The sequence below is a fragment of the Halalkalibaculum sp. DA3122 genome (assembly GCF_043951865.1).
Classification (GTDB): domain Bacteria; phylum Bacteroidota; class Rhodothermia; order Balneolales; family Balneolaceae; genus JAMQKA01.
In genome coordinates this window covers 147427-168122 of the sequence record NZ_JBINJF010000008.1, presented here as the reverse complement: position 1 = coordinate 168122, position 20696 = coordinate 147427, and the positions used below count along the sequence as shown (strand labels likewise).

Genomic DNA, 20696 nt, shown 5'->3' with positions numbered 1-20696 from the left:
TGTTTGGTTGGTGGTGCTTCCAAAAACTACCGCAAGGCGGGGTCAAATGCGACTCCGCTTTTTTATTTTCTTACTATTTTCCCCGGACAACAGTGGGACCATTTAGAAAATTCAAGTATAGTATTGACTTGGAGAATAATATCATCAAATATGTTGATGAGAAGTAATATGTAACTAATTCAACTCATAAAAAATATTCACCCTTCACCAAATAACTTTGAATAGTCCGGTTTAGGTATTTCTGCTTCTTCTCTTAAATAATTTGAAATTCCTTTTCCATTTCTAAAAAAATCATTTATCATCTGATGATCGGATAGGTACAATATTAAATGTATTTTATTTTCATGAAGTTTGAGATTTGCTGACTGGTTGAAACTTGGAGAACTGTAACTAATACCTATACTATCTTCTTCATAGTATATATTTTCAAATTTTGATAAATGCTTTACCACATGCTTTGAGGCTTTAATCAAATTCCATCTTTTCTTAGGTTTTCCAATATTGTTAAATATTACATATTTGTTCTTAAACCAAGGTAGAACACTAAGAAAGGATATAAAATCTTCAGCCTTTTCAAGTTTTCTTACTATTGTATTTCCTTTTATGCTTGATTCAGCTAATAAATCTCCTTCTCTATTAATTTTGACAAAAATATCAAAATTGTCAGTCATTAGTACTATAGAATTAACATCTTTTGCTTTAAATCCAGTAATATTCTTGTAGTAATTAATATTTCTGCCAACCCTGCTTTTTAGATAATCAAAAGATTTACTTGTTATTATTTTTAATAATCTGAGTAGGTAAATTTTTTTGATTAAGAAAGTATATTCATCAACACTACATAGAACTTCTAGAGAAGGGTTATCTAAATATTTAAAATCTGCTAAATGATAAGTTTTTGAAGAAAAAAAACTATCAGGACTTTCTATTTTTCTAAAATTATAGGAATCTAAGTCTTTTAAATATAAAGCTTCAGAATAACTGTCTTCAGAATTTTCATTTGATATGCCGAATAACCTATACTCATTTTTTATCTTATAGAGGATAAGTGGATTTAATATGAAAGCTTCTTTTTCATTCCTTACTTCAAGCTTATCTGGTGTTCTAATAGTCCATTTAATTAACTGGAGTTGATCTTTGTTCAGCATTTTATAAGATCTGATATTGAACTGTTTTGATATATAGTTATAAGCTTATGCAATTATCTCAAAATCATCTAATAGATCTAATTTGTTGCTAATCTTACATTTTCCTGCGACCATACATCCATAAATGAATTTAATTGAACACTACAAAGAATTATTGTGAGCAGTAACAGTGATAAAACAGTGAAAGACCTGAGAGTGATTCAGATTGGAAGATTTTTAATTAGTTGAATTTATTTTTTTAGCTTATCATTTACACTACCTAAGCAGATGGAGCTTGAGTTGATGCAGTTTTTCAAGTGGGTTAGCTAAATAAGTTCATTCTATCTCTCAGTGTTTCCCAATCTAAAATCTCTGTAGAATTAAAGACATGGAGATTAAATCTGTCCTTAGAGAAGTATTTGCCCCAGTTTTCAGCCACTAATTTTAAATTTTCTGCTGTTATTATTGCAATATCAGTATCAACACCTGATTCAGCTTTCAATTTAATAGCATTATTTCTTGCTACAGAATCTATTTCAGCTGTAACTATTAGAAATGTATTAACTCTTCTACCATTCTCTCTCTCATTTCTGATATATCTTTTGAATTGTTTTAGATGACTATCTGGAAATTTATAAGCTTCTCCATTTTTTTGCTCTTATTATCCCATAGCAGGATAGATTTATCCTTTTCAAATACAACTCCTCCATCTGCATGTTCATTTCCTGAAAACTCAATAAGTGGAATATTGAGCTTGTTTTTAAAAAGATATCTTGTGCCTTCCTCAAAAGCGTTATCTATAAAATCATGGTCTTTTACAATTTTATTTGCAAGCAAACTATCAATATCTCTTTTGGCCAGCTCTTCTAAATACTCATAATATTTTTGACCTGTATTTTCCTCTGAATATTCCTTTATGACCAGTTTTGAGTAATAGTCTATCAATCTTTGAATCTTTTCATCCTTCCTACCACTTACATTTAAACTAGGTATTTTAGAGCATATATCACTGAGTTCAGTTGTTGTGAGGTGTTCTAAAGCTTCACTAGGCTTAATATCTGCATGGATGATTCTTTCAATCAATTCATCTTTAGTACCATAAATATATAAATTACTACTCCTGAGAATTTCTTTTAGTTGTTTATTCTGTAACTGCTGTAACAATCTTTGATATTTATCCTCTATCAATTCAATCCCTAAAAAAGATTTTACACCTGAAACTATTTCATCTGGAATAACACATATTCTTGCCTCTCCATCATCATAGTTATTGCAATAGAATATGATACCAGCTTTCTGTAAATCATTTATTCCTCTTGAAATTTCAGTACTTGTGTGTACCTCTTTTTTTTCATTTGGGAATAATCCTATTTTAGCCTGGATTAGATATTGATCTTTTTCAGTTATTGATAGATTCTTTCTTAGTCTGGTAATGAGAGCCAGCTCATCGTTACTGATTCTTTCATCTTCCAAGGCCGTTTTTAATACAACTGAAAATGTATTTACTGTATCATCATCAATGTGTCTGAAACTATCTGAGTTTTTAGAAAGCTCTACAATTTCATTCTCTCTGTTTATTACAGCACTCCTTATATCTTCCTCAGTACTGTAAAAATTAAGCTTAGATAGGATTGATCTGATAATGAAATTATACAATAGTTTATTTGCATAGGGATCGTTATAGTTATCAGCAATATATTTTTCTATTCGCTTGCTAATATTTTCTGGATTTGAGAGAGTATCTGCATTTGATTTTACTATCTCTCTGTATTCCTCTTCATCCCTGTTAGATGGATAGTCTTGAGTGAAACTCTTAATGATTCTCTCAAGGTACATTTTACTCATGTACTCAACAGACTCTTCAATTTTCATAGTGTAATATTGTTTTAACAGTTTATTTAAACTAAACCCCGCACTTAAATAAAGATAAAATTATTACTTTGTGCTAAATTTATACTTTGAGAAAATCAGTAGTGAAGTAACTTAAAGGGATGAATTAAGGAGATATTTAGTAATATTTGTTGCTAATTTTACATTATTATGATTAACACCTTTCTATAAGTAATTGTTTTATAATACTTTATAGAAGTTAATTCACTTATTGTATCGGTAAGTGAAGTAGGGTGGTACGACTTGCGGATTCCATTTAAATTCCCCTCTGAACGTGTTGCAAATAAAGTGTGTTCGATCTGCCTCATTTATCCATCCAAAATTCCAGGAATAATTGATGCAGGAAACTATGCAAAACGAGCTGAGCGATATGAACTACTCCGTCCTCGATCTGGCCGTCATTACCGAAGGACAAACCCCCGCCGATGCGATCCAGAACAGCCGCGACCTGGCCCGGCATGTCGAAGAGTGGGGATACACCCGCTTCTGGATGGCTGAACACCACAACATGGAAAATATCGCCAGTTCCGCCACGTCGGTGTTGATCGGGCATGTGGCGGAAGCGACCAGCACGCTTCGGGTGGGATCGGGGGGCGTTATGCTGCCCAATCACTCGCCGCTCATTATCGCCGAACAGTTCGGCACGCTGGCATCGATCTATCCCGGGCGCATTGACCTGGGGCTGGGCCGTGCGCCGGGAACCGACCAGGTTACGGCGCAGGCTATTCGCCCCGACCGGATGCAGCAGGTGCGGCAGTTCCCGCAAAATGTGAAGCAGTTGCAGCAATATTTTTCGGGGGATAATCGCTCTTCAAACGTTCGCGCCATCCCGGGGGAAGGAACCGAGGTCCCGATCTGGATTCTCGGCTCCAGTACCGACAGTGCCCACCTGGCCGCGGCCCTGGGCCTGCCCTACGTATTTGCCAGCCACTTTTCGCCCGGTCAGCTGATGGCTGCGCTGAAGGTATACCGAGAAAAATTTCAGCCCTCCGATCAGCTTTCCGAACCTTTTGTGATGCCCTGCGTGAACGTCGTCGCTGCCGATACGGACCAGCAGGCCGAATACCTGGCTACATCACTAAAGCAGATGTTTATGGGCGTTGTGACCGGCGAACGAAAGCCGATGCCACCGCCGGTGGATGATATGAGCACCGTTTGGAATACCCGCCAGAAGATGGCAGTGGAGCAGATGCTGAAATATACGTTTATCGGCAGCGGGGAAACGATTAAAGGTAAGGTTGCGAAATTCGTAGAGCAGACCGCTGCCGATGAGCTTATGATAGCGACCTATATTTTTGATCACAAGCAGCGGCTCAAATCGCACCGTATTTTTGCCGAAATTATGAGGGAGGATACAAGCTGAGATTATCCCGAAGGATTAACCCGGATTATTCACCAGGAAATTCGGTTGTGAACGAGGCGAAGGAAAAAAGACGGCGGCAAGGTACGGTTGTACCTTGAGTACGTCATTTTTCCTCCAATGAAGTGCACGGCCAAATTTCGCAGCCCGTTGCAGCTACCCTCAAATTTGGGGTATAAACAATTTTCGATATACAGAATAATATCAATAATTTACTCATCCCTTTTTTAGTATTTTGTGAATAATGCGGGTTAGCAAACTGAAGTAAGAAGGACTTCGCAAAACATTCGAATCACCGTTCGGAGGGAGTTGTACTCCGCCTTGTGAGCTAGGTAAGTTCGGTGGTACAACCACCTCCAAACCGAGTATCAGGTGAGGCAATGTATTGGCGAAAGATGCTCACTCTCTCCATATATACATTGTATATAAGTAAGAATTTCACAGGAACCAGAATATTCACTACCAATCAATAATACAATGAAACGATTTTGTCTTTTTCTATCGCTTCTTTGGGTATTGCCCCTGGCAACTTCGTTCGGTCAGGAAAATCGCCCCGAACTGGGGATAAACCTGGAGGGATATGATTATCCCTACCCGGTGGAAGATTATGCCCTTCATTCCCAGGGCCAGGCACTGGATATGGCCTTTATGTACGAGCATGCACAACGCCCGAACGGGCGAACGGTGTTGCTGTTCCATGGCAAGAATTTTAACGGCGCCTACTGGGAACAGACTATGAAAGTTCTGCTGGAGGAAGGGTATGACGTGCTGGTGCCGGATCAGATCGGGTTCGGAAAGTCATCCAAGCCCGCCCACTACCATTACACCTTTCATCAGCTGGCGGAGAATACCAGGGAACTGGTGGATTCGCTCGATATTTCTAAAGTGACCGTGTTGGGGCACTCCATGGGAGGCATGCTGGCCACCCGCTTCGCCCTGATGTATCCAAATGAGGTGGAAAAACTAATCCTGGAAAACCCGATCGGGCTGGAGGACTGGAAACGGAAGGTCCCCTATGCCGGACTTGAGCAATGGTACCGGGGTGCGCTAAACAGGACGTTTGAAGGGGTGAAAAGCTACATGATGAGCAGTTATTTTGATGGAAACTGGGAGGAGAAGTACAACGAGTGGGTCTACCTGCTTACCGCCATGAACGAGAGCCCGGACTGGGATCGGTATGCGTGGAATTCAGCCCTGATCTACGACATGGTGTTCACCCAGCCGGTCGTTTATGAGTTTGACAACCTGGAGATGCCGACGGTACTGATTATCGGCCAGCGAGACCGGACGGCGCTGGGAACGGGTATGGTGCCCGACTCGGTGGCCGCCACCATGGGGGACTACCCCGAACTCGGAAAGAAAACAGCAGACAAGATTCCGAATTCCACGCTGATCGAGCTCGATGGCATCGGTCACCTCCCGCATATCGAAGATTTTGAGTTATTTAAAAGCAAGCTGCTTCCGGCGTTGAAAAAATAGGCAGGTGATCCTCAGGGAGGTGCCTGCAAATGATCTTCCAGCAAATTGAAAGCGCTGCTTAGGTGGGCGTAGACTTAGTATTATCAAAATTTTTACTCGAATGGAATACAGTACTCAACCTTCAACTTTCAACCTTCATCTTTCCAAAACCGTTCTTTTTTTCCGCTTGTTACTCCGGAGTCTCATTTTGAACTCATTTCATTAATTACCATCTTTGCCTACTGATTTTCTGCACAATTTTAATGATATTTTATTGCTTAAAATTTAACTGACATAATCCGGAAGCAGCATGGCCAGAGTAGAAGTTGAGATGCCCCAAATGGGCGAATCGGTAATGGAAGGCACCGTCATTGAATGGGCCAAAAACATAGGAGATGAAATTGAGGAAGATGAAACGCTCCTTGAAATCGCTACTGACAAGGTGGATACGGAGATCCCCTCTCCCAAATCGGGTATTATTGTAGAAATTCTGGCCGAAGAGGGCGATACCATCGAAGTGGGACAGGTGATTGCCGTGATAGAAACCGACAAGGAGGCTGCGAAAGATATCAGTGGAAACGGCCAGGCAGAAACGGAGGAATCTCCCGAAGAGGCAGAGGCGGTAGCCGACCAGCCGGAGGAAGACCAGGAGGAATCGGAAGAGACCACTTCTGCTCCTGCTGCCGAGGTTGACGAGGATGAAGGCGAGAGGCTGGAGGTGGTGATGCCCCAGATGGGCGAATCGGTCATGGAGGGAACGGTTATCGAGTGGGCCAAAAGTGTGGGCGATACGGTAGAGGTGGATGAACCCCTGCTCGAAATTGCCACTGACAAGGTGGATACGGAGATCCCCTCCCCCCATGCCGGCACGCTTGTGGAAATATTGGCTGAAGAGGGCGATACGGTAGAAGTGGGACAAACGATCGCCATTATCGCTACCGGAGAAGGCGCGGCCTCCTCCGAAAAGACGGAACCGGCTCCGCCTGCCGAAACATCCCCGGATGAAGAGCAGGAAAAGCCGTCGGCCGCAGCTACCGCAAATGGTGCCGTTACTGAGGGAACGGAACCGCAGCGCATCGGCAGTGACGGTCGTTTTTATTCGCCGCTGGTTCGTTCCATCGCCAGGGAGGAGGGCATCACCCAGGAAGAGCTTGAAAGTATCGAGGGATCCGGCCAGGGCGGGCGTGTTTCCAAGGAGGATATTTTATCGTTCCTGGAAGACCGCAAGGCCGGTAAAACGGAGCCGGCCCAGGCCGACGCTCAAGAGCAGAAACCCAGCCTCACAAAGCCGAAGTCAGCCGGCCAGGAGCAATCGATTTCGGCGGGCGAACTGAACGTGCAGCGCCCCTCCCAGAATGTGGAAATTCTCAAGATGGACCGGATGCGCAAAACCATTGCCGAGCACATGGTGCGTTCAAAGCAGACTTCGGCTCATGTGACGACGTTTGCGGAAGCGGATGTCACCAACCTGGTTCGATGGCGCGAGGCCAACAAGGAGGAGTTTTATGAACGGGCGGGGATCAAGCTGACGTTTACGCCGCTGTTCCTGGAGGCGTTTATCCAGGCGATACGCGAGTTTCCGCTCATCAACAGCTCTGTGGATACCGACAATGACCAGATTCTCCTGAAACGGGATATCAATTTCGGTATCGCGGTGGCTCTCGGTGAAGGGGGAAAGGGAGGGCTCATTGTTCCGGTTATTAAACAGGCACAAGACAAGAACCTGGTGGGGCTGGCCAAGGAGGTCAGCGAACTTGCGGAAAAAGCGCGTACTAAAAACCTGAATCCCAGTGACCTGGTGGGCGGCACTATTACGCTGACAAACTATGGCAGCGTGGGCAACCTGATGGGAACGCCGATCATCAACCAGCCACAGGTAGCTATTGTGGGGACGGGGGTCATTGAAAAACGACCGGTGGTTATGGAGACCGACGGTGGCGATGTGATCGCCATCCGCCACATGATGTATCTTTCCATGAGCTACGATCACCGTATCATTGACGGGGCGCACGGCGGAGCCTTCCTGAATCGGGTTAAGGAACTGCTCGAAAACTTTGATACCGACCGCGCAGTGTAGGAATCCTTAATTTAAATGTTGTGAATGAATACAGGGGTTTATTCCAGGTAAACCCCTGCTTTTTTTGTCTTCTATGGAAGCAATAACGCGTATTGAAGAGATCCGGGAAGTAGCTGGCAGCCTTCAGCGGGAGGGAAAAACCGTGGGCTTTGTCCCTACCATGGGAGCTCTCCATGAAGGCCACCTGTCCCTTATCCGGCTGGCCCGGCAGAAAGCCGATGCCGTGGTGGTGTCGATCTATGTTAACCCGGAACAGTTCGGACCCGACGAAGATTTTGAGGAGTATCCCCGCCAGCTGGGAGATGATCTGGAAATCTGCGAGCGCGAGGGCGTCGATGCGGTATTTGCGCCCACCGACGAGATCATGTATACCGACAAGCAATACATACGCATAGAGGTGGATCTGCTGAAGGATCACATGGATGGGCGATCCCGTCCCGGGTTTTATGAAGGGATACTGCTGGTTGTAAATAAACTTTTCAATATTATTGAACCGGACCTGGCGGTTTTTGGGCAGAAAGATATCCAGCAGTTCCGCATACTGCAGCGCATGGTGATGGAGATGAATCACGGCGTGGAGATGGTGATGGGACCGATCAAGCGGGCGAACGACGGACTGGCACTCAGCAGCCGCAACGCCTACCTCAGTGAAGAAGAACGATTGAAAGCTCCTGCCTTGTTTAGGTCACTCCGGTATGTCGAAAAACAGATCAGCGACGGGGTATCTGCACCGAAGCTGCTCATTGAGCACCAGAAAAGCGAGCTTGAAGCAAAAGGGTTCGAAATTGATTATTTTAATGTGTTTACCTTTGAGGAGATGACTCCTGTTGAAACACTGGAAAAGCAGCAAAAATACATTGTGGCCGGAGCCGTTTACCTGGGCAAAACGCGATTGATTGATAATCTGATTATTGAATTATAGGATCTCCCAACATGAAACTGACGATGTTTAAATCCAAGCTCCACCAGATGAAGGTTACCGAATCCAATCTTCATTACGAGGGCAGTATAACCATAGACCAGGAACTGCTTGAAAAAGCCGGCATTCTGCCCTACGAGAAGGTACAGGTCCTGAATATTACCAACGGGAACCGGCTGGAGACCTACACCATACCGGGAGAGCGGGGGTCGCGAACCTGCTGCCTAAACGGCGCTGCCGCCCGCCTCACGCAGGTCGGAGACCGGATTATTGTTATCGCCTATGCAGAAATGACGCCGGAAGAAGCCCGGGAGCACAAACCCAAAGTGGTCGTGGTTGACGAGCAGAACGAGCCGAAGACCATCGTTGATGAAACCGAATATGCCACCAGCTATGATCTTGAGAAGGGCGTCATAGATAATACGGTTAACGAGAAATAGAACCGCACCGCCCAGGTGTTCTGTTTTCCGGTGGAGTTTCGGGCTGAGCAACAGTTTTACAAAGTCCTCTTTTATTTTGTCAAAAGACTAATTATTCTGCGCTTTCCGTTAGCTTAGTGTACACCATCAAGCCGCCGCTGTATATTGTCGGGTGGTAAAGAGAGAAGAAAGATCTTCAAAATTAGTTCAGGTTTGATACAGTTTTGGCACCAACTTTATCTGTATTATCCACTGGTGTTTTGTCATTGACCATTTCGGGTTTCCAAGGTAAACGGATCGTACGAAAAATGATACGTGCAGAGAGACCGGCTTTACACGTGCATGTCGAAGATGCCCCATGTGACCCGGTTCGGTCGAATCCGGACATGCAGAGGTGGCAGGCACCAGGACAATCCAAATCGTGGTAATTACATTATGAATTTTCTAAAGGACAAAAAATATATTTACTGGGGCGGGGGACTGGCGTTACTGTTCATTTTTTGGATGGCGCTGGGAAGTGAGTCCAGCGAGGCCCCGGCCATCTACGCCTCCCCGAATCAGGGAACATTTGAAGTTAAAGTGACAACTTCGGGTGAACTCAGGGCTAAAAATTCGACCAGCATTCGGGGACCGGAGGGGATCCGCGAGTTCAGGATCTACAACGTGCCGATACAGCGCCTCGTACCCGAGGGAACCGTCGTGGAGAAGGGCGATTTTGTTGCGGAACTGGATCGGTCCGAGATTTCCAGTAACTACCAGGACCAGCTGCTGGAGCTGGAAGAAGAGGAGTCGGCGTATGAAATTGCACAGCTGGACAGCTCGCTGACGCTTTCGGAGGCGCGCGACAACCTGATCAACCTGGAATACGCCCTGGAAGAGGCGGAAATAGCGGTAGAGCAGTCCAAGTATGAATCGCCCGCCGTGCAGCGCCAGGTTGAAATAGAATATGAGCGGGCCAGGCGTCAACTGGAACAGGCCCGCAAAAATTACAAAACGAGGGAACAGCAGGAGATCGCCCGGCTGCGTGAAATTGAGGCCAACCTGAAGCAGGAGCGTCGAGAGGTGCAGCGGATCCGGGAAATTATGGAGCGATTTACGATCTATGCCCCCGAAAACGGGATGGTTATCTACAAACGCAATCGCGACGGAAGCAAGGTGACCGAGGGGAGTTCCATCAGCGCCTGGGACCCCACCGTTGCGGAATTGCCCGATTTCAGCGTAATGAACTCTGTTACCTACGTCAATGAGGTGGATATCCAAAGTATCCGCACGGGACAGGAAGTGGACATTGGACTGGATGCCATGCCCGAGAAAGAGCTGACCGGTTTTGTCACCAGTGTGGCTAACATCGGGGAGCAGCGGCCGAATTCAGATTCCAAGGTTTTCCAGGTCATCATCGAGGTGAATGAACCCGATACCACGCTCCGTCCCTCAATGACTACCAGCAACACCATCTACGTAAATACGCTGCCCAACGCCCTGTATGTACCGCTGGAAACGATCCACACGGTCGATTCGCTGAATTACGTGTTTAAGCGCGACGGCCTGGATGTGACGATGCAACAGGTCATTCTCGGTCTGATGAATGATAACGACGTGGTGATCAGGGAAGGGGTTTCAATGGGTGACCAGCTCTACCTTTCAACACCGGCTGATACGGCGGGCATTGCCCGGGTACACCTGCCGGAAGAAGTGTTGCAAAAATACAGGGAAGAAGAGATCCAGCCGGCACCTGAAGAGGAGAGTATCTCGGAAGAATTGTTAAACCGGGAGGACCCCGCCGAGGGGCCGCAACCCGGCGGCAGAAGCGGATCGCAGTAGAGACTATTCATTTAACGAAGGAGCCTGACTGTGTTACAGATTATCTTATACAACCTGGACATCGCCCTCGACGCGATTCGCCAAAACAAGATGCGGTCCTTTCTGACATCGCTCGGTATCATTTTTGGCGTAGCCTCAGTTATCGCCATGCTGGCCATCGGGCGCGGCGCGCAGGAAGAGGTGCTGAGCCAGATGAAACTGTTGGGGACCAACAACGTAATTATTGAGCCCGTGGTACAACAGCTCGAGGGAGAAGTATCGCAGGAGGCCTCTCTCCGGGAAGAACAAAACAAATATTCGCCGGGGCTTACGCTTGCCGACATGCAGAGCATTAAAGAGATTATTCCCCAGGTGGCATATGTCAGCCCGGAAATAATTTATGAGACCTCTTTTATTCGTAACGGCCGGATGCGTTCGGGCAAACTGGTGGGCGTCAACAAAAACTATTTCGATATCAATAATTTTGAGATTGTCCAGGGAGGTAAATTTTCGAATATGCATATCGATAATTCCGAACCGGTCTGTATTATCGGTTCGGATGTACAAACCCGGTTTTTTGCCGGCGAAGATCCGGTGGGCCAGAGAATTAAAGCAGGGAATGTATGGCTTACGGTTGTGGGCGTGCTGGGCAAGCGCGAGCTGACGACCGAAAGTATTCAAAACCTGGGTATCCGCAATTACAATCTCGATATTTTCGTGCCGGTCACCTCGGCACTGCTGCGGTATAAAAACAGGTCGCTGGTTACCGGCCAGGAGATTCAGCAGGCTGCTGCAGAACGAAATGAAAACAGCAGCAACCAGGATGGATCCGGCTCCCCGGGCGGCGAATCCACCGTGAACAATTACCACCAGATCGACAAGCTGATTGTCCAGGTCAGCGATACCCGCTACAGCGTTCCCATCGCCGAAATTATCCGCAATATGCTGGAGCGGCGCCACAACAACGTGATCGATTTTGAGGTGATCGTACCTGAACTTCTGCTGAAACAGGAACGGCGAACGCAGGAAATTTTTAATATCGTACTCTCTTCAATCGCCTCCATTTCACTGATCGTGGGAGGTATCGGCATCATGAATATTATGCTGGCCTCGGTGGTCGAACGCTACCGGGAAATTGGCGTCCGCCGCGCCGTGGGGGCCCACAAGCGGGATATCCATCTCCAGTTTTTGACCGAGGCGCTTGCGATTAGCATCACCGGTGGACTGATCGGCATTTTTCTGGGTATTGCTTTCAGCTACCTGATTGAGATAACAGCCGGTATTTTGACGATCGTTTCCCTGAGTTCCATTCTCATCTCCTTTGGAGTGGCGATGGCGATCGGGGTTATCTTTGGCTTTTTCCCGGCCAAACGAGCAGCAGAACAGGATCCAGTACACGCCTTACGACATGAATAAGATGATCAGGAAATTCACGCTACTAGCAGCACTGTTAACACTGTCTTCAGGAGTTGCCCGGGCGCAGTCGGCCCAGGAGGTTGGAACTCTCTCCCTGCAGGACTGTATCGACATTGCCCGGGAGCAGAGCCCGGTGGCCCAGGCAGCCCGCTACGCGCTTTCCGCGAGCCGGTGGGAGTTTCAATCGTACCGGGCAGACCTCCTTCCCGGCTTGTCGATCAGCGGAGATGCTCCCAATTTTAATAAAAGCATATTTTCCAATGTGCTGGATGATGGGTCGGTCACCTTTTCATCTCGTCGGCAGTCGGAGGCATCTACATCGATCTCCATAAACCAGAATATTTTGCAGACCGGCGGCCGCCTGTCGGTCTCCTCCGGTGTTACCCGGCTTGGAATTTTTGAAGATGAAAATACCTACCTGTGGCAGAGCACGCCGTTGGTGGTAGGGTTCCAGCAGCCCATTTTCGGCTTTAACAATCTCAGATGGCGCACCCGTCTTGAACCCCTGCAGTACGAGATTGCCCAAAAGGAATATATCGAGAATATGGAGGGGCTGGCAGTAACGGTCTCTCAGCGCTTTTTCGATGTTATGCTGGCCCAGATCAACTTGGAGAATGCGGAATTTAACGTCGCCCGGAATGATTCGATCTACCAGATTTCGCAAGGCCGGTATAATGTGGGAAGCATTGCCGAGAATGAGCTGCTGCAAAGTGAACTGGCCCTTCGGAACGCCGAGGCTGAATTGACACGCTCGCGCCTGGAGTATGAACGAAGTCTCAATGACTTTAAGATAATTTTGGGGTACCCGACCTCTGTTGAACTGAATGTGACGCCCCCGGAAGAACTTCCGGAGCTGGATATCAGTGTAGAGGAGGCAAAGCAGATGGCGATTGAAAATAACAGCGAAGCGCTCAGCTACCGTTTGAATGAGCTGCAGGCCGACAGGAACTACGCCCAGGCCAAGAGTGAAAGTAATTTTACGGCGACCTTGCAGGCAAATTACGGCTTGAACCAGACCTCGGCGGAGTTTTCGGAGCTGTATCAAAACCCTGAAAACCGCCAGTTTATTACCGTGGGATTTGAAATTCCCATTTTTAACTGGGGCAAGCAGCAGGCACAGATCAATGCGGCGCGCAACCAGCAGCGGGAGGTCGCCAACAGCATTGAATTCCAGCGACGCCAGTTTAACCAGCAGGTGGAATATACGGTAAGCCAGTTTTTGCAGCTTAAAGACCAGGTGCTGCTGGCCGCCCAGTCCGATACCATTGCCCAGCGGCGGTATGATGTCGCTCAAAATCGATACCTGATCGGGAAAATCGATATTACGAACCTGTTTATCGCCCAAAATGAGAAAGACGCGGCGCGACAGGAATATATTCGGGCCCTGCGCGATTTTTGGACCGGCTGGTATGAGCTGCGTCAGCTTACCCTGTATGACTTCCGGGACGGAGAGCCTATCCGGTATTCCAGCTATTAGCCTGCAGGTATCACGAATATTTTGAATAAATCTCTTGGCGAGGTAACCCGGGGTGCCCCCCTGCCTTTGTTGCTTGTCCTCCCGTGTGCCAAACAGCCAGTGGAGCTTTTGGAACCTGATCACAGTCCATAGGTCTGTTACGATTTAATCCTTCCAGCCACTCTATCTTCCTGATAAAACGGAATTTTATTTTAGGCTTGCTATTCCTGTTAAAGACATTAATTTAAGAAATCATCAAATTTAACACTCGGGTATAATAACGAACAGGGATCTACTATATGAAAGACACCAAGAATAACGCTTCAAAGAACCAATCATCAATTTCACGAAAAGACTTTCTAAACAGCTCGGCACTGGCCGCCGCGGGTTTCTTTTTTGTTCCCAGGCATGTGTTGGGCGGTCCGGGTTACAAGGCCCCCAGCGACCGGTTGAATATCGCCTGTATCGGTGTGGGAGGAATGGGAGGCAGTAACACCCGCTCGTTGAGTGAGCTGGGGGAGAATATTTATGCTCTTTGTGATGTGGATGAAGAGTATGCCGCTGAAACGCTTTACAGCTATCCGAAGGCGAAGAAGTATGTCGACTTCCGTGAGATGCTTGACAAGGAGCAGGAGATCGATGCCGTGATGGTGGCCACCCCCGACAACACGCACGCGGCCATCGCCATCTATGCCATGAAGCTGGGTAAACACGCTTTTGTACAAAAGCCGTTGACCCGTACGATCTATGAAGCCCGCCGGATGGCTGAAGTGGCCGAAGAGACCGGGGTGGTCACCCAGATGGGTAACCAGGGGCACTGTTTTGAGGGGACCTATCAGATTGTCGACTATATTCGCCAGGGAGTGATCGGGACCGTGGAAAAAGTGGACTGCTGGACTAACCGTCCCCGTGGGTATTGGCCCCAGGGCTCGGATGTACAGCCTCTCTCCGGAACGGTTGTTACGCCGTATACGATGCACTGGGATCTCTGGGTAGGCCCTTCCCCCTATCGACCATATGATCCCAATATAGCCCCGTTTGCGTGGCGCGGACGATGGGATTTCGGTGCCGGAGCGCTGGGGGATATGGGCGCTCACATCCTGGACCAGCCATACTGGGCGCTCAATCTCGGGATGCCGGAAAGTGTTCACGCCAGCTCCACACCGTTTAACAGTGAAGCCTTTCCTCTGGGATCGATGGTTAACTACAAGTTCCCGGCGCGGGGTGACCTTCCACCCGTTGACTTGACATGGTACGACGGGGGACTGACACCACCACGACCGGCAGAACTGGCGGAAGGAGAACCACTGGGTTCCCCGGGGGGCGGAATGATTTTTTACGGAAGTGAGGGCATGCTGATGGCCGATGTCTATGGCAATAATCCACGGTTTATCCCCGCATCTTTTGGTAACCAGGTCGGTTCGGTTAAGCAGACCGTTGACCGGGCGGCAGGGATCCACGAAGAGTGGGTGGCCGCATGCAAGGGGAACGGCAGCACATCCTCCCATTTTGGTTACGCTGCCAGGCTGACTGAGACCATGCTGGTCGGAAATATGGCTATCCGGTTCAGTGACCGCGACCTTCGTCTGCAGTGGGATTCCGAAAACATGAAGGTGCCCAACCTGGAGGATGCCAACACCTGGCTCGACCAGCGCAACGATTTCCGCACCGGCTACCGCGAAATTATTGGGTAAAAGGATGCTGAAAAGGATGTGCGGCGCACGTTTCTGCGTGTGTCGCACATAAAAACAGGAATGTTACCCGTACTCCGGCAGCACTTCAAAAAATTTGGCTGAAGTCTGGATGCCCCGGTAAAAATCCTTCAGTGCGAATTTTTCGTTGGGGGAGTGGATCGCATCGCTGTTGAGGCCGAAGCCCATTAAAATGGACTGGGCTCCCAGTACCCGTTGGAAGTCGGCTACAATGGGAATGGAGCCGCCTTCGCGCGTGAAAAGCGGTTCTTTTGCATAGATCTCTTCAAAAGCTTTGGCAGCTGCTTTAAGACCGTAAAACGAGAGATCCGTAATCGAGGGATGTCCCCCGTGGTGCTCGGTCACTTCCACGGTCACTGTTTCTGGCGCTATCGATTTGATGTGATCGTTGAAGAGCCGCGCGATCTCTTTCGGGTCCTGGTTCGGTACCAGCCGCATGCTGATTTTAGCTGCCGCTTTGGATGGCAGCACCGTTTTGGCGCCTTCTCCCTGGTAGCCGCTCCAAAGGCCGTTTACGTCGAGTGTGGGGCGCGCCGAGGCACGTTCCAGAGTGGAGTAGCCTTTTTCGCCATCCAGTGCTTTCAGCCCGAGTTCCTCTTTGTACTCCTTTTCGTCAAATGGAAGCTTTTTGTACGCCTCCCGCTCTTTGTCTGTCAGGGGTTTCACATTATCATAGAAACCGGGAATGGCGATACGTCCCTCTTCGTCGATCAGTTGGGCTATCATGTTACTGAGTGCAATCGCCGGGTTTTCCACTGCTCCGCCATAGACCCCCGAATGCAGGTCGCGGTTGGGACCGGTCACTTCCACTTCCATATAAGTGAGTCCGCGCAGCCCGTACGTGATAGAGGGTGTATCTTCGGCAAACATCGCCGTGTCGGAGATCAACACCATGTCGCAGGCCAGCAGCTCCCGGTGTTCTTCGATAAACGGCACCAGGTGGGGGGACCCGATCTCCTCCTCCCCTTCGTATATGAACTTGATATTCACCGGAAAATCGGTGCCTGAACGGATATAAGACTCCAGCGCCTTCAGGTGCGTAAACGACTGTCCCTTGTCGTCACTGGCTCCGCGGGCGTAGATATCGCCATTGCGAACGGTGGGTTCAAAGGGGGGCGTCTCCCACAACGCTTCAGGATCGGGGGGCTGTACATCGTAGTGACCATACACGAGCACGGTCGGTTTGGAAGGGTTTGTCGTCAGCTCGCCGTAAACGATGGGGTTTCCGTCGGTTTCAAACAGGGTGACCTGGTCGAGATTCAGCGATTCCAGCTGCTCAAACAGAAAATTGGCTGCTTTCCGTACCTCCTGCCTGTGGGCCGAACTGGTGCTGATACTGGGAATGCGCAGCAGCTCAAAAAGCTCTGCTTTGAAATTCTCTTTATTGGATTCGATATACGCCTGGACATCTTCCATATTCATTGGGTTTTTATTGATCTCAAGTTACCGTCTTGAAAAAATATCGATTAATCCGGGTTGAAAGGTTGAAAATTGAATGTTACAGGTTATAGCTTGTCAAAAATTCTTTAAGATGTACTCTTCACCCCATAATCTGCTGCATTCACAAAATCATTATTTCACTGTTCGGTATCCATCCGTAAAGACCGTTGCTCATTCTGACATACGACCAACCGGGTTGCTGCCGGCTGCGGGAGTGGTCAACGGTAAATGTATACCCTTCATAAGCCTGACTGATCAGCGTGGCGTCGGGCGCCGGCTGTTCAAGCACGTCGGCCTGTTGGTGGACCATCACCGCCGGACTGTAGCGGTTTTGCACATGCTGCAGGTAAAAGCTGGAAAGTATGACCAGTACCGAAAGAATGGCCGTGCCAATGCCACCGCCCTGCAGCGGTCTGGATGCAGACGGAAAGAACCAGCCGGCGATGAATGCACAGACGCCCGCATTCAACAAGAGGATGCCGATACCCAGCAGGCTGGCGGGGCCGGTAACGGAACCCAGCCAGTCGAAAAAACGCTCCCACGGCAGCTTGGGCAGTACCGCCGACTGCCGGCTGAAGCGAGATGATACATATTGTAGTCCTTCTTCAGCACGATTGTGGGTCTCTTCAAAGGACCGGGCTTTTAAAAAGTAGTACTTGGCCATGCCCAGCGAGTCCAGCTGAACGTAGCTGATACCCATATTCAGGAAAAGGGGACCGGAAACCTCTTGGCTGCTGAGGATCGATTTGTATATTGAAAGCGCCTGCCGGTAATTCCCGGAATCGAGGTATTCATTGGCTTCATCGAATTGAGCCTGTGCACTTACCTGTGCCCGGCCGGGGATCGCAGAGATACCCATGACGATCAGAAGTAGCAGGAGGAACCCCGTTCCGGTACTTTTTGCTCGTTTGGTGCCGCTCACTTACAAATCCTTTTTCAATTTATTTAGTATTTTTTCAGCCAGTCCAACGTGCGATTTTAAATACTCATGCGAGGTTTCGGGAGCATAGCTGATGCTGGCACATTTATCAAGCAGCAGCTTGACGTTTTTGACAAGCTCCGGGTTGACATCGCTCTGCTCGAGCCTTTTAACATATTCCTGATCGGAAAGTCCCGCTTCAGGCAGTCCAAGCCTGTCGCCAATAAATCCAGTAATCACTTTGTAGAGCGAATGGTATGCCCCTTTTATATCGCCCTCCTCAGACTGGGTGATGACCTCCTGCAGGCGTTCTTGTGCCTTGTCAAGGGCTTTTTGGGAACGGGCAAAATGTTGATCGCTGCTCATCCTGTCCTGGTATTGCTTCCAGCGGTAGGCCAAAAGCAAAAGAATGGCGGGAAAAAGAAGCCCGCCCCAGAACCACCACGCTCCCAGCAGGGAAACGCTGTTGTCGGCTGGAGCAGTCCAGCTGGCAAGTCCCGTGACCGGCTGGATATCAAAAGACTGCTGTTGTGCTGAAGCGGCAACTGCGTTGGGATTTTTATTTATCGTAAACGTAATTTCAGGAAGCGTTTCGGTGACGTAACTGTTGCGCCGGGGACTGTAATAGGCGAGGTCAACAGCGGGCAGCGTAAAAGTACCGGGGCGGCGGGCAATGACGACGTCGGTGAACGTCGAGGTTCCGCTGATCTGTCCGTTTCGACGGTTCAGGGAGCTTGTTTCCCGGGGATCATAAATTTCGAGTCCGTCGGGCAGCTCGTAACCGGGTTTGCTGATCAGGGGGATGTTGCCGGTTCCGCTGATGCGGGTCTCAATTTCGATCGTTTCCCCCACCATGGTCTCCCGCGTGCTGATGGTGCGGCTGAGATCAAAGGAGCCTACCGCCCCGATATAATGGGCGTCATCGATGGGCGGGAGCGGATCCACCTGCAGGGTAATGGGATCGGACGTAAGCTCGACACGCCGTTGGTTGGTGCCAAATCCACCAAAGATGCTTCCCAGCCGGTCGCTCCGGGAGGAGGCGGAGCGAACCGATACCACAATTTCATAGGGACTGATGGTCAGTTCGCCCGTTTTGGTCGGGAACAGCGAAAACTGGAGCAGCCGGGCCTTGCGGTACCGCACGCCGTCAATAATGACAGATTCGGCGCGGGGGCGCTGCCCGCTTTCCAGTTCCTCTTTCCAAAATCCTTCTGCTTTCCAGCCGGGCACCGGTTGATATGAGTTGACCTCAAGTCCGCTTTTAAAAAAGAGAACGACGTCGGTGATAAGCTGCTGACCGGTTACCGGCGTTTCATCAGAGACCTCGAGCCGGAGGAATATATCGGGCCGGGAGGAAGCCGCCGGATCAGAGGCCGAAGTGTTGCGATCTACAATGGAAACGGAGATCGGGTCGGTGCGGTATTCGGTCCCGTCAATTTCGATGGCGATCGACGGAATTTGGTAGTCGCCCGCATCCTGTGCGATAAGAGCGTACTGGTAGGAGTAGGTGGTGCTGGTTTCGCCGTTTACATAGGAAAAGCTGCGTGAGGTGGACGGGGTATTGCTCAAAAGCCGAAACCCGTCGAAATCGGGCAGCACGGGGCGGGATACGTTGTTAAAACTGCCGGAGATCTCGACAGAAAGGGTGAGGCGTTCGCCGGTGAAGATCGTTGTTTCCGAGACGGTCGCCTCAACCTGCAGGTCTTGTGCAGCGGCCCGCCCTGTCAAGCCAGGAAACAGCAGTAAAAATAAAAGTGACCCCAGAAATAGGCTACCAGTCTTTTTCATTTTCAGAATTGCTCGACTCCGTTTTCTTTTTCTTGAATTCTTTCAGCAGTTCTTTCTCCTTCTGTTCGAGGGCCTGCAGAATCTTTTCCGCCTGTCCCTGGCTTATCTGGTTGGGTCGCTGCTGTTGCTGCTGGTTTTGTTGCTGGTCTCCCCGGCTGTCTTGTTGCGACTGATTTTGATTTTGCTGCTGGTCCTGCTGCTGATTTTGATTCTGATTGTCCTGGTTTTGCTGATTTTGTTGCTGCTGATCTTGCTGATCTTGCTGGTCCTGGTTTTGATCCTGGTTGTTTTGCTGGTTCTGCTGTTGTTGATCCTGTTGTTCTTTTTTGAGTTTGGCCAGCTCAAAGTTATGCTTGGCATCGTCGTCAGCTTCGCGATACCGCAGTGCATCCTTAAATGAATTGAGTGCCTTCTCCCATTGTTGGGTCTCCGTATAAATATTTCCGATGTTGTAGTCGGCAAGAGCCTGCTGCCGGGGATCGTCGGTCATGGTCTTGTACTGCTTAAACACGCGCAGGGCCTCTTCATGCTTTCCCTGGCTGGCAAGCGCATTCCCCAGGTTAAAATACAGTTTGGCATTTTCGGGATCAGCTTCGATCGCTTTTTTATACAGCTGTTCGGCCTCTGCATAATTACCGTTGTTGTAGGCTTCATTGGCCTCTCGGGCATCGTTCAGGGAGGCCCCGGCCAGGAACAGGACCGATACGATAAGTAAGAGCGTGTTCTTCATCACACTGCGTTTTAAAGATTCAATTCGTTTTCCTAACGAAATTCCGACTCACAAAATTGCAAGTCTGTAAGAGGGCTTTGCAAAATTCTCACTTCCTCGTTCTGAGGGATTGTGCTTCCGTTTAAAAGGTCACCAAGGGCGATGGTACCCCCCCTCCCAACAAAATAGCAGGTTCTGCAAAGGTC

General features: G+C 48.7%; 16 protein-coding genes. 9 read left to right on the top strand and 7 right to left on the bottom strand.

Annotation, left to right across the window (positions count from 1 at the left end; genetic code table 11):
* Positions 1–197 precede the first annotated feature (197 nt).
* The 3 genes from ACG2F4_RS07990 to ACG2F4_RS07980 all read right to left on the bottom strand — a co-directional run bounded on the left by ACG2F4_RS07990 (position 198) and on the right by ACG2F4_RS07980 (position 2999).
* Positions 198–1148, bottom strand: a complete 951-nt coding sequence (locus ACG2F4_RS07990; protein ID WP_395259694.1) for a hypothetical protein — start codon at positions 1146–1148, stop codon at positions 198–200.
* Between the two features lie 301 nt (positions 1149–1449).
* Positions 1450–1629 carry a hypothetical protein gene (locus ACG2F4_RS07985; RefSeq protein ID WP_395259693.1) on the bottom strand — a complete coding sequence of 60 codons (180 nt, stop codon included), beginning with the start codon at positions 1627–1629 and terminating at the stop codon, positions 1450–1452.
* A gap of 110 nt (positions 1630–1739) precedes the next feature.
* Positions 1740–2999: an SAP domain-containing protein gene (locus ACG2F4_RS07980; protein ID WP_395259692.1), complete on the bottom strand. Its 1260-nt coding sequence runs from the start codon at positions 2997–2999 to the stop codon at positions 1740–1742.
* Positions 3000–3387: 388 nt separating this feature from the next.
* Here ACG2F4_RS07980 and ACG2F4_RS07975 point away from each other — a divergent pair, with 388 nt between their 5' ends.
* From ACG2F4_RS07975 to ACG2F4_RS07935, 9 genes are all read left to right on the top strand, one after another.
* Entirely contained in the window at positions 3388–4380 is a 993-nt protein-coding gene (locus ACG2F4_RS07975) for an LLM class flavin-dependent oxidoreductase (protein ID WP_395259691.1), read from the top strand.
* 474 nt (positions 4381–4854) lie between these two features.
* Entirely contained in the window at positions 4855–5856 is a 1002-nt protein-coding gene (locus ACG2F4_RS07970; protein ID WP_395259690.1) for an alpha/beta fold hydrolase, read from the top strand.
* Between the two features lie 289 nt (positions 5857–6145).
* The gene (gene sucB, locus ACG2F4_RS07965) at positions 6146–7912 is read left to right on the top strand and encodes a 2-oxoglutarate dehydrogenase, E2 component, dihydrolipoamide succinyltransferase (protein WP_395259689.1); all 1767 of its coding nucleotides are present in this window, start codon (positions 6146–6148) and stop codon (positions 7910–7912) included.
* 73 nt (positions 7913–7985) lie between these two features.
* Positions 7986–8834 carry a pantoate--beta-alanine ligase gene (panC, locus tag ACG2F4_RS07960; RefSeq protein ID WP_395259688.1) on the top strand — a complete coding sequence of 283 codons (849 nt, stop codon included), beginning with the start codon at positions 7986–7988 and terminating at the stop codon, positions 8832–8834.
* An 11-nt stretch (positions 8835–8845) separates the two neighbouring features.
* The gene (gene panD / locus ACG2F4_RS07955) at positions 8846–9271 is read left to right on the top strand and encodes an aspartate 1-decarboxylase (RefSeq protein WP_395259687.1); all 426 of its coding nucleotides are present in this window, start codon (positions 8846–8848) and stop codon (positions 9269–9271) included.
* A 414-nt stretch (positions 9272–9685) separates the two neighbouring features.
* On the top strand, positions 9686–11071 hold the full coding sequence (locus tag ACG2F4_RS07950; protein ID WP_395259686.1) for an efflux RND transporter periplasmic adaptor subunit: 1386 nt from the start codon (positions 9686–9688) through the stop codon (positions 11069–11071).
* Between the two features lie 30 nt (positions 11072–11101).
* A complete protein-coding gene (locus tag ACG2F4_RS07945) occupies positions 11102–12466 on the top strand; it encodes an ABC transporter permease (RefSeq protein ID WP_395259685.1) in 1365 nt (454 codons plus the stop codon).
* Complete coding sequence (locus ACG2F4_RS07940) at positions 12402–13943, top strand: TolC family protein (protein ID WP_395259684.1); 1542 nt, start codon at positions 12402–12404, stop codon at positions 13941–13943. The genes ACG2F4_RS07945 and ACG2F4_RS07940 overlap by 65 nt, the downstream gene beginning before the upstream one ends.
* Before the next feature lie 278 nt (positions 13944–14221).
* A complete protein-coding gene (locus tag ACG2F4_RS07935) occupies positions 14222–15616 on the top strand; it encodes a Gfo/Idh/MocA family oxidoreductase (protein ID WP_395259683.1) in 1395 nt (464 codons plus the stop codon).
* Between the two features lie 63 nt (positions 15617–15679).
* Here ACG2F4_RS07935 and ACG2F4_RS07930 read toward each other — a convergent pair whose 3' ends face one another.
* The 4 genes from ACG2F4_RS07930 to ACG2F4_RS07915 form a co-directional block, all read right to left on the bottom strand.
* A complete protein-coding gene (locus ACG2F4_RS07930; protein WP_395259699.1) occupies positions 15680–17050 on the bottom strand; it encodes a dipeptidase in 1371 nt (456 codons plus the stop codon).
* Positions 17051–17195: 145 nt separating this feature from the next.
* A complete protein-coding gene (locus ACG2F4_RS07925) occupies positions 17196–17996 on the bottom strand; it encodes a tetratricopeptide repeat protein (RefSeq protein ID WP_395259682.1) in 801 nt (266 codons plus the stop codon).
* The gene (locus tag ACG2F4_RS07920; protein ID WP_395259681.1) at positions 17997–19781 is read right to left on the bottom strand and encodes a BatD family protein; all 1785 of its coding nucleotides are present in this window, start codon (positions 19779–19781) and stop codon (positions 17997–17999) included.
* Positions 19765–20511, bottom strand: coding sequence for a tetratricopeptide repeat protein (locus ACG2F4_RS07915; RefSeq protein WP_395259680.1), 747 nt, complete (start codon positions 20509–20511; stop codon positions 19765–19767). Before ACG2F4_RS07915 ends, ACG2F4_RS07920 begins: the two co-directional genes overlap by 17 nt.
* Positions 20512–20696: the final 185 nt, after the last annotated feature.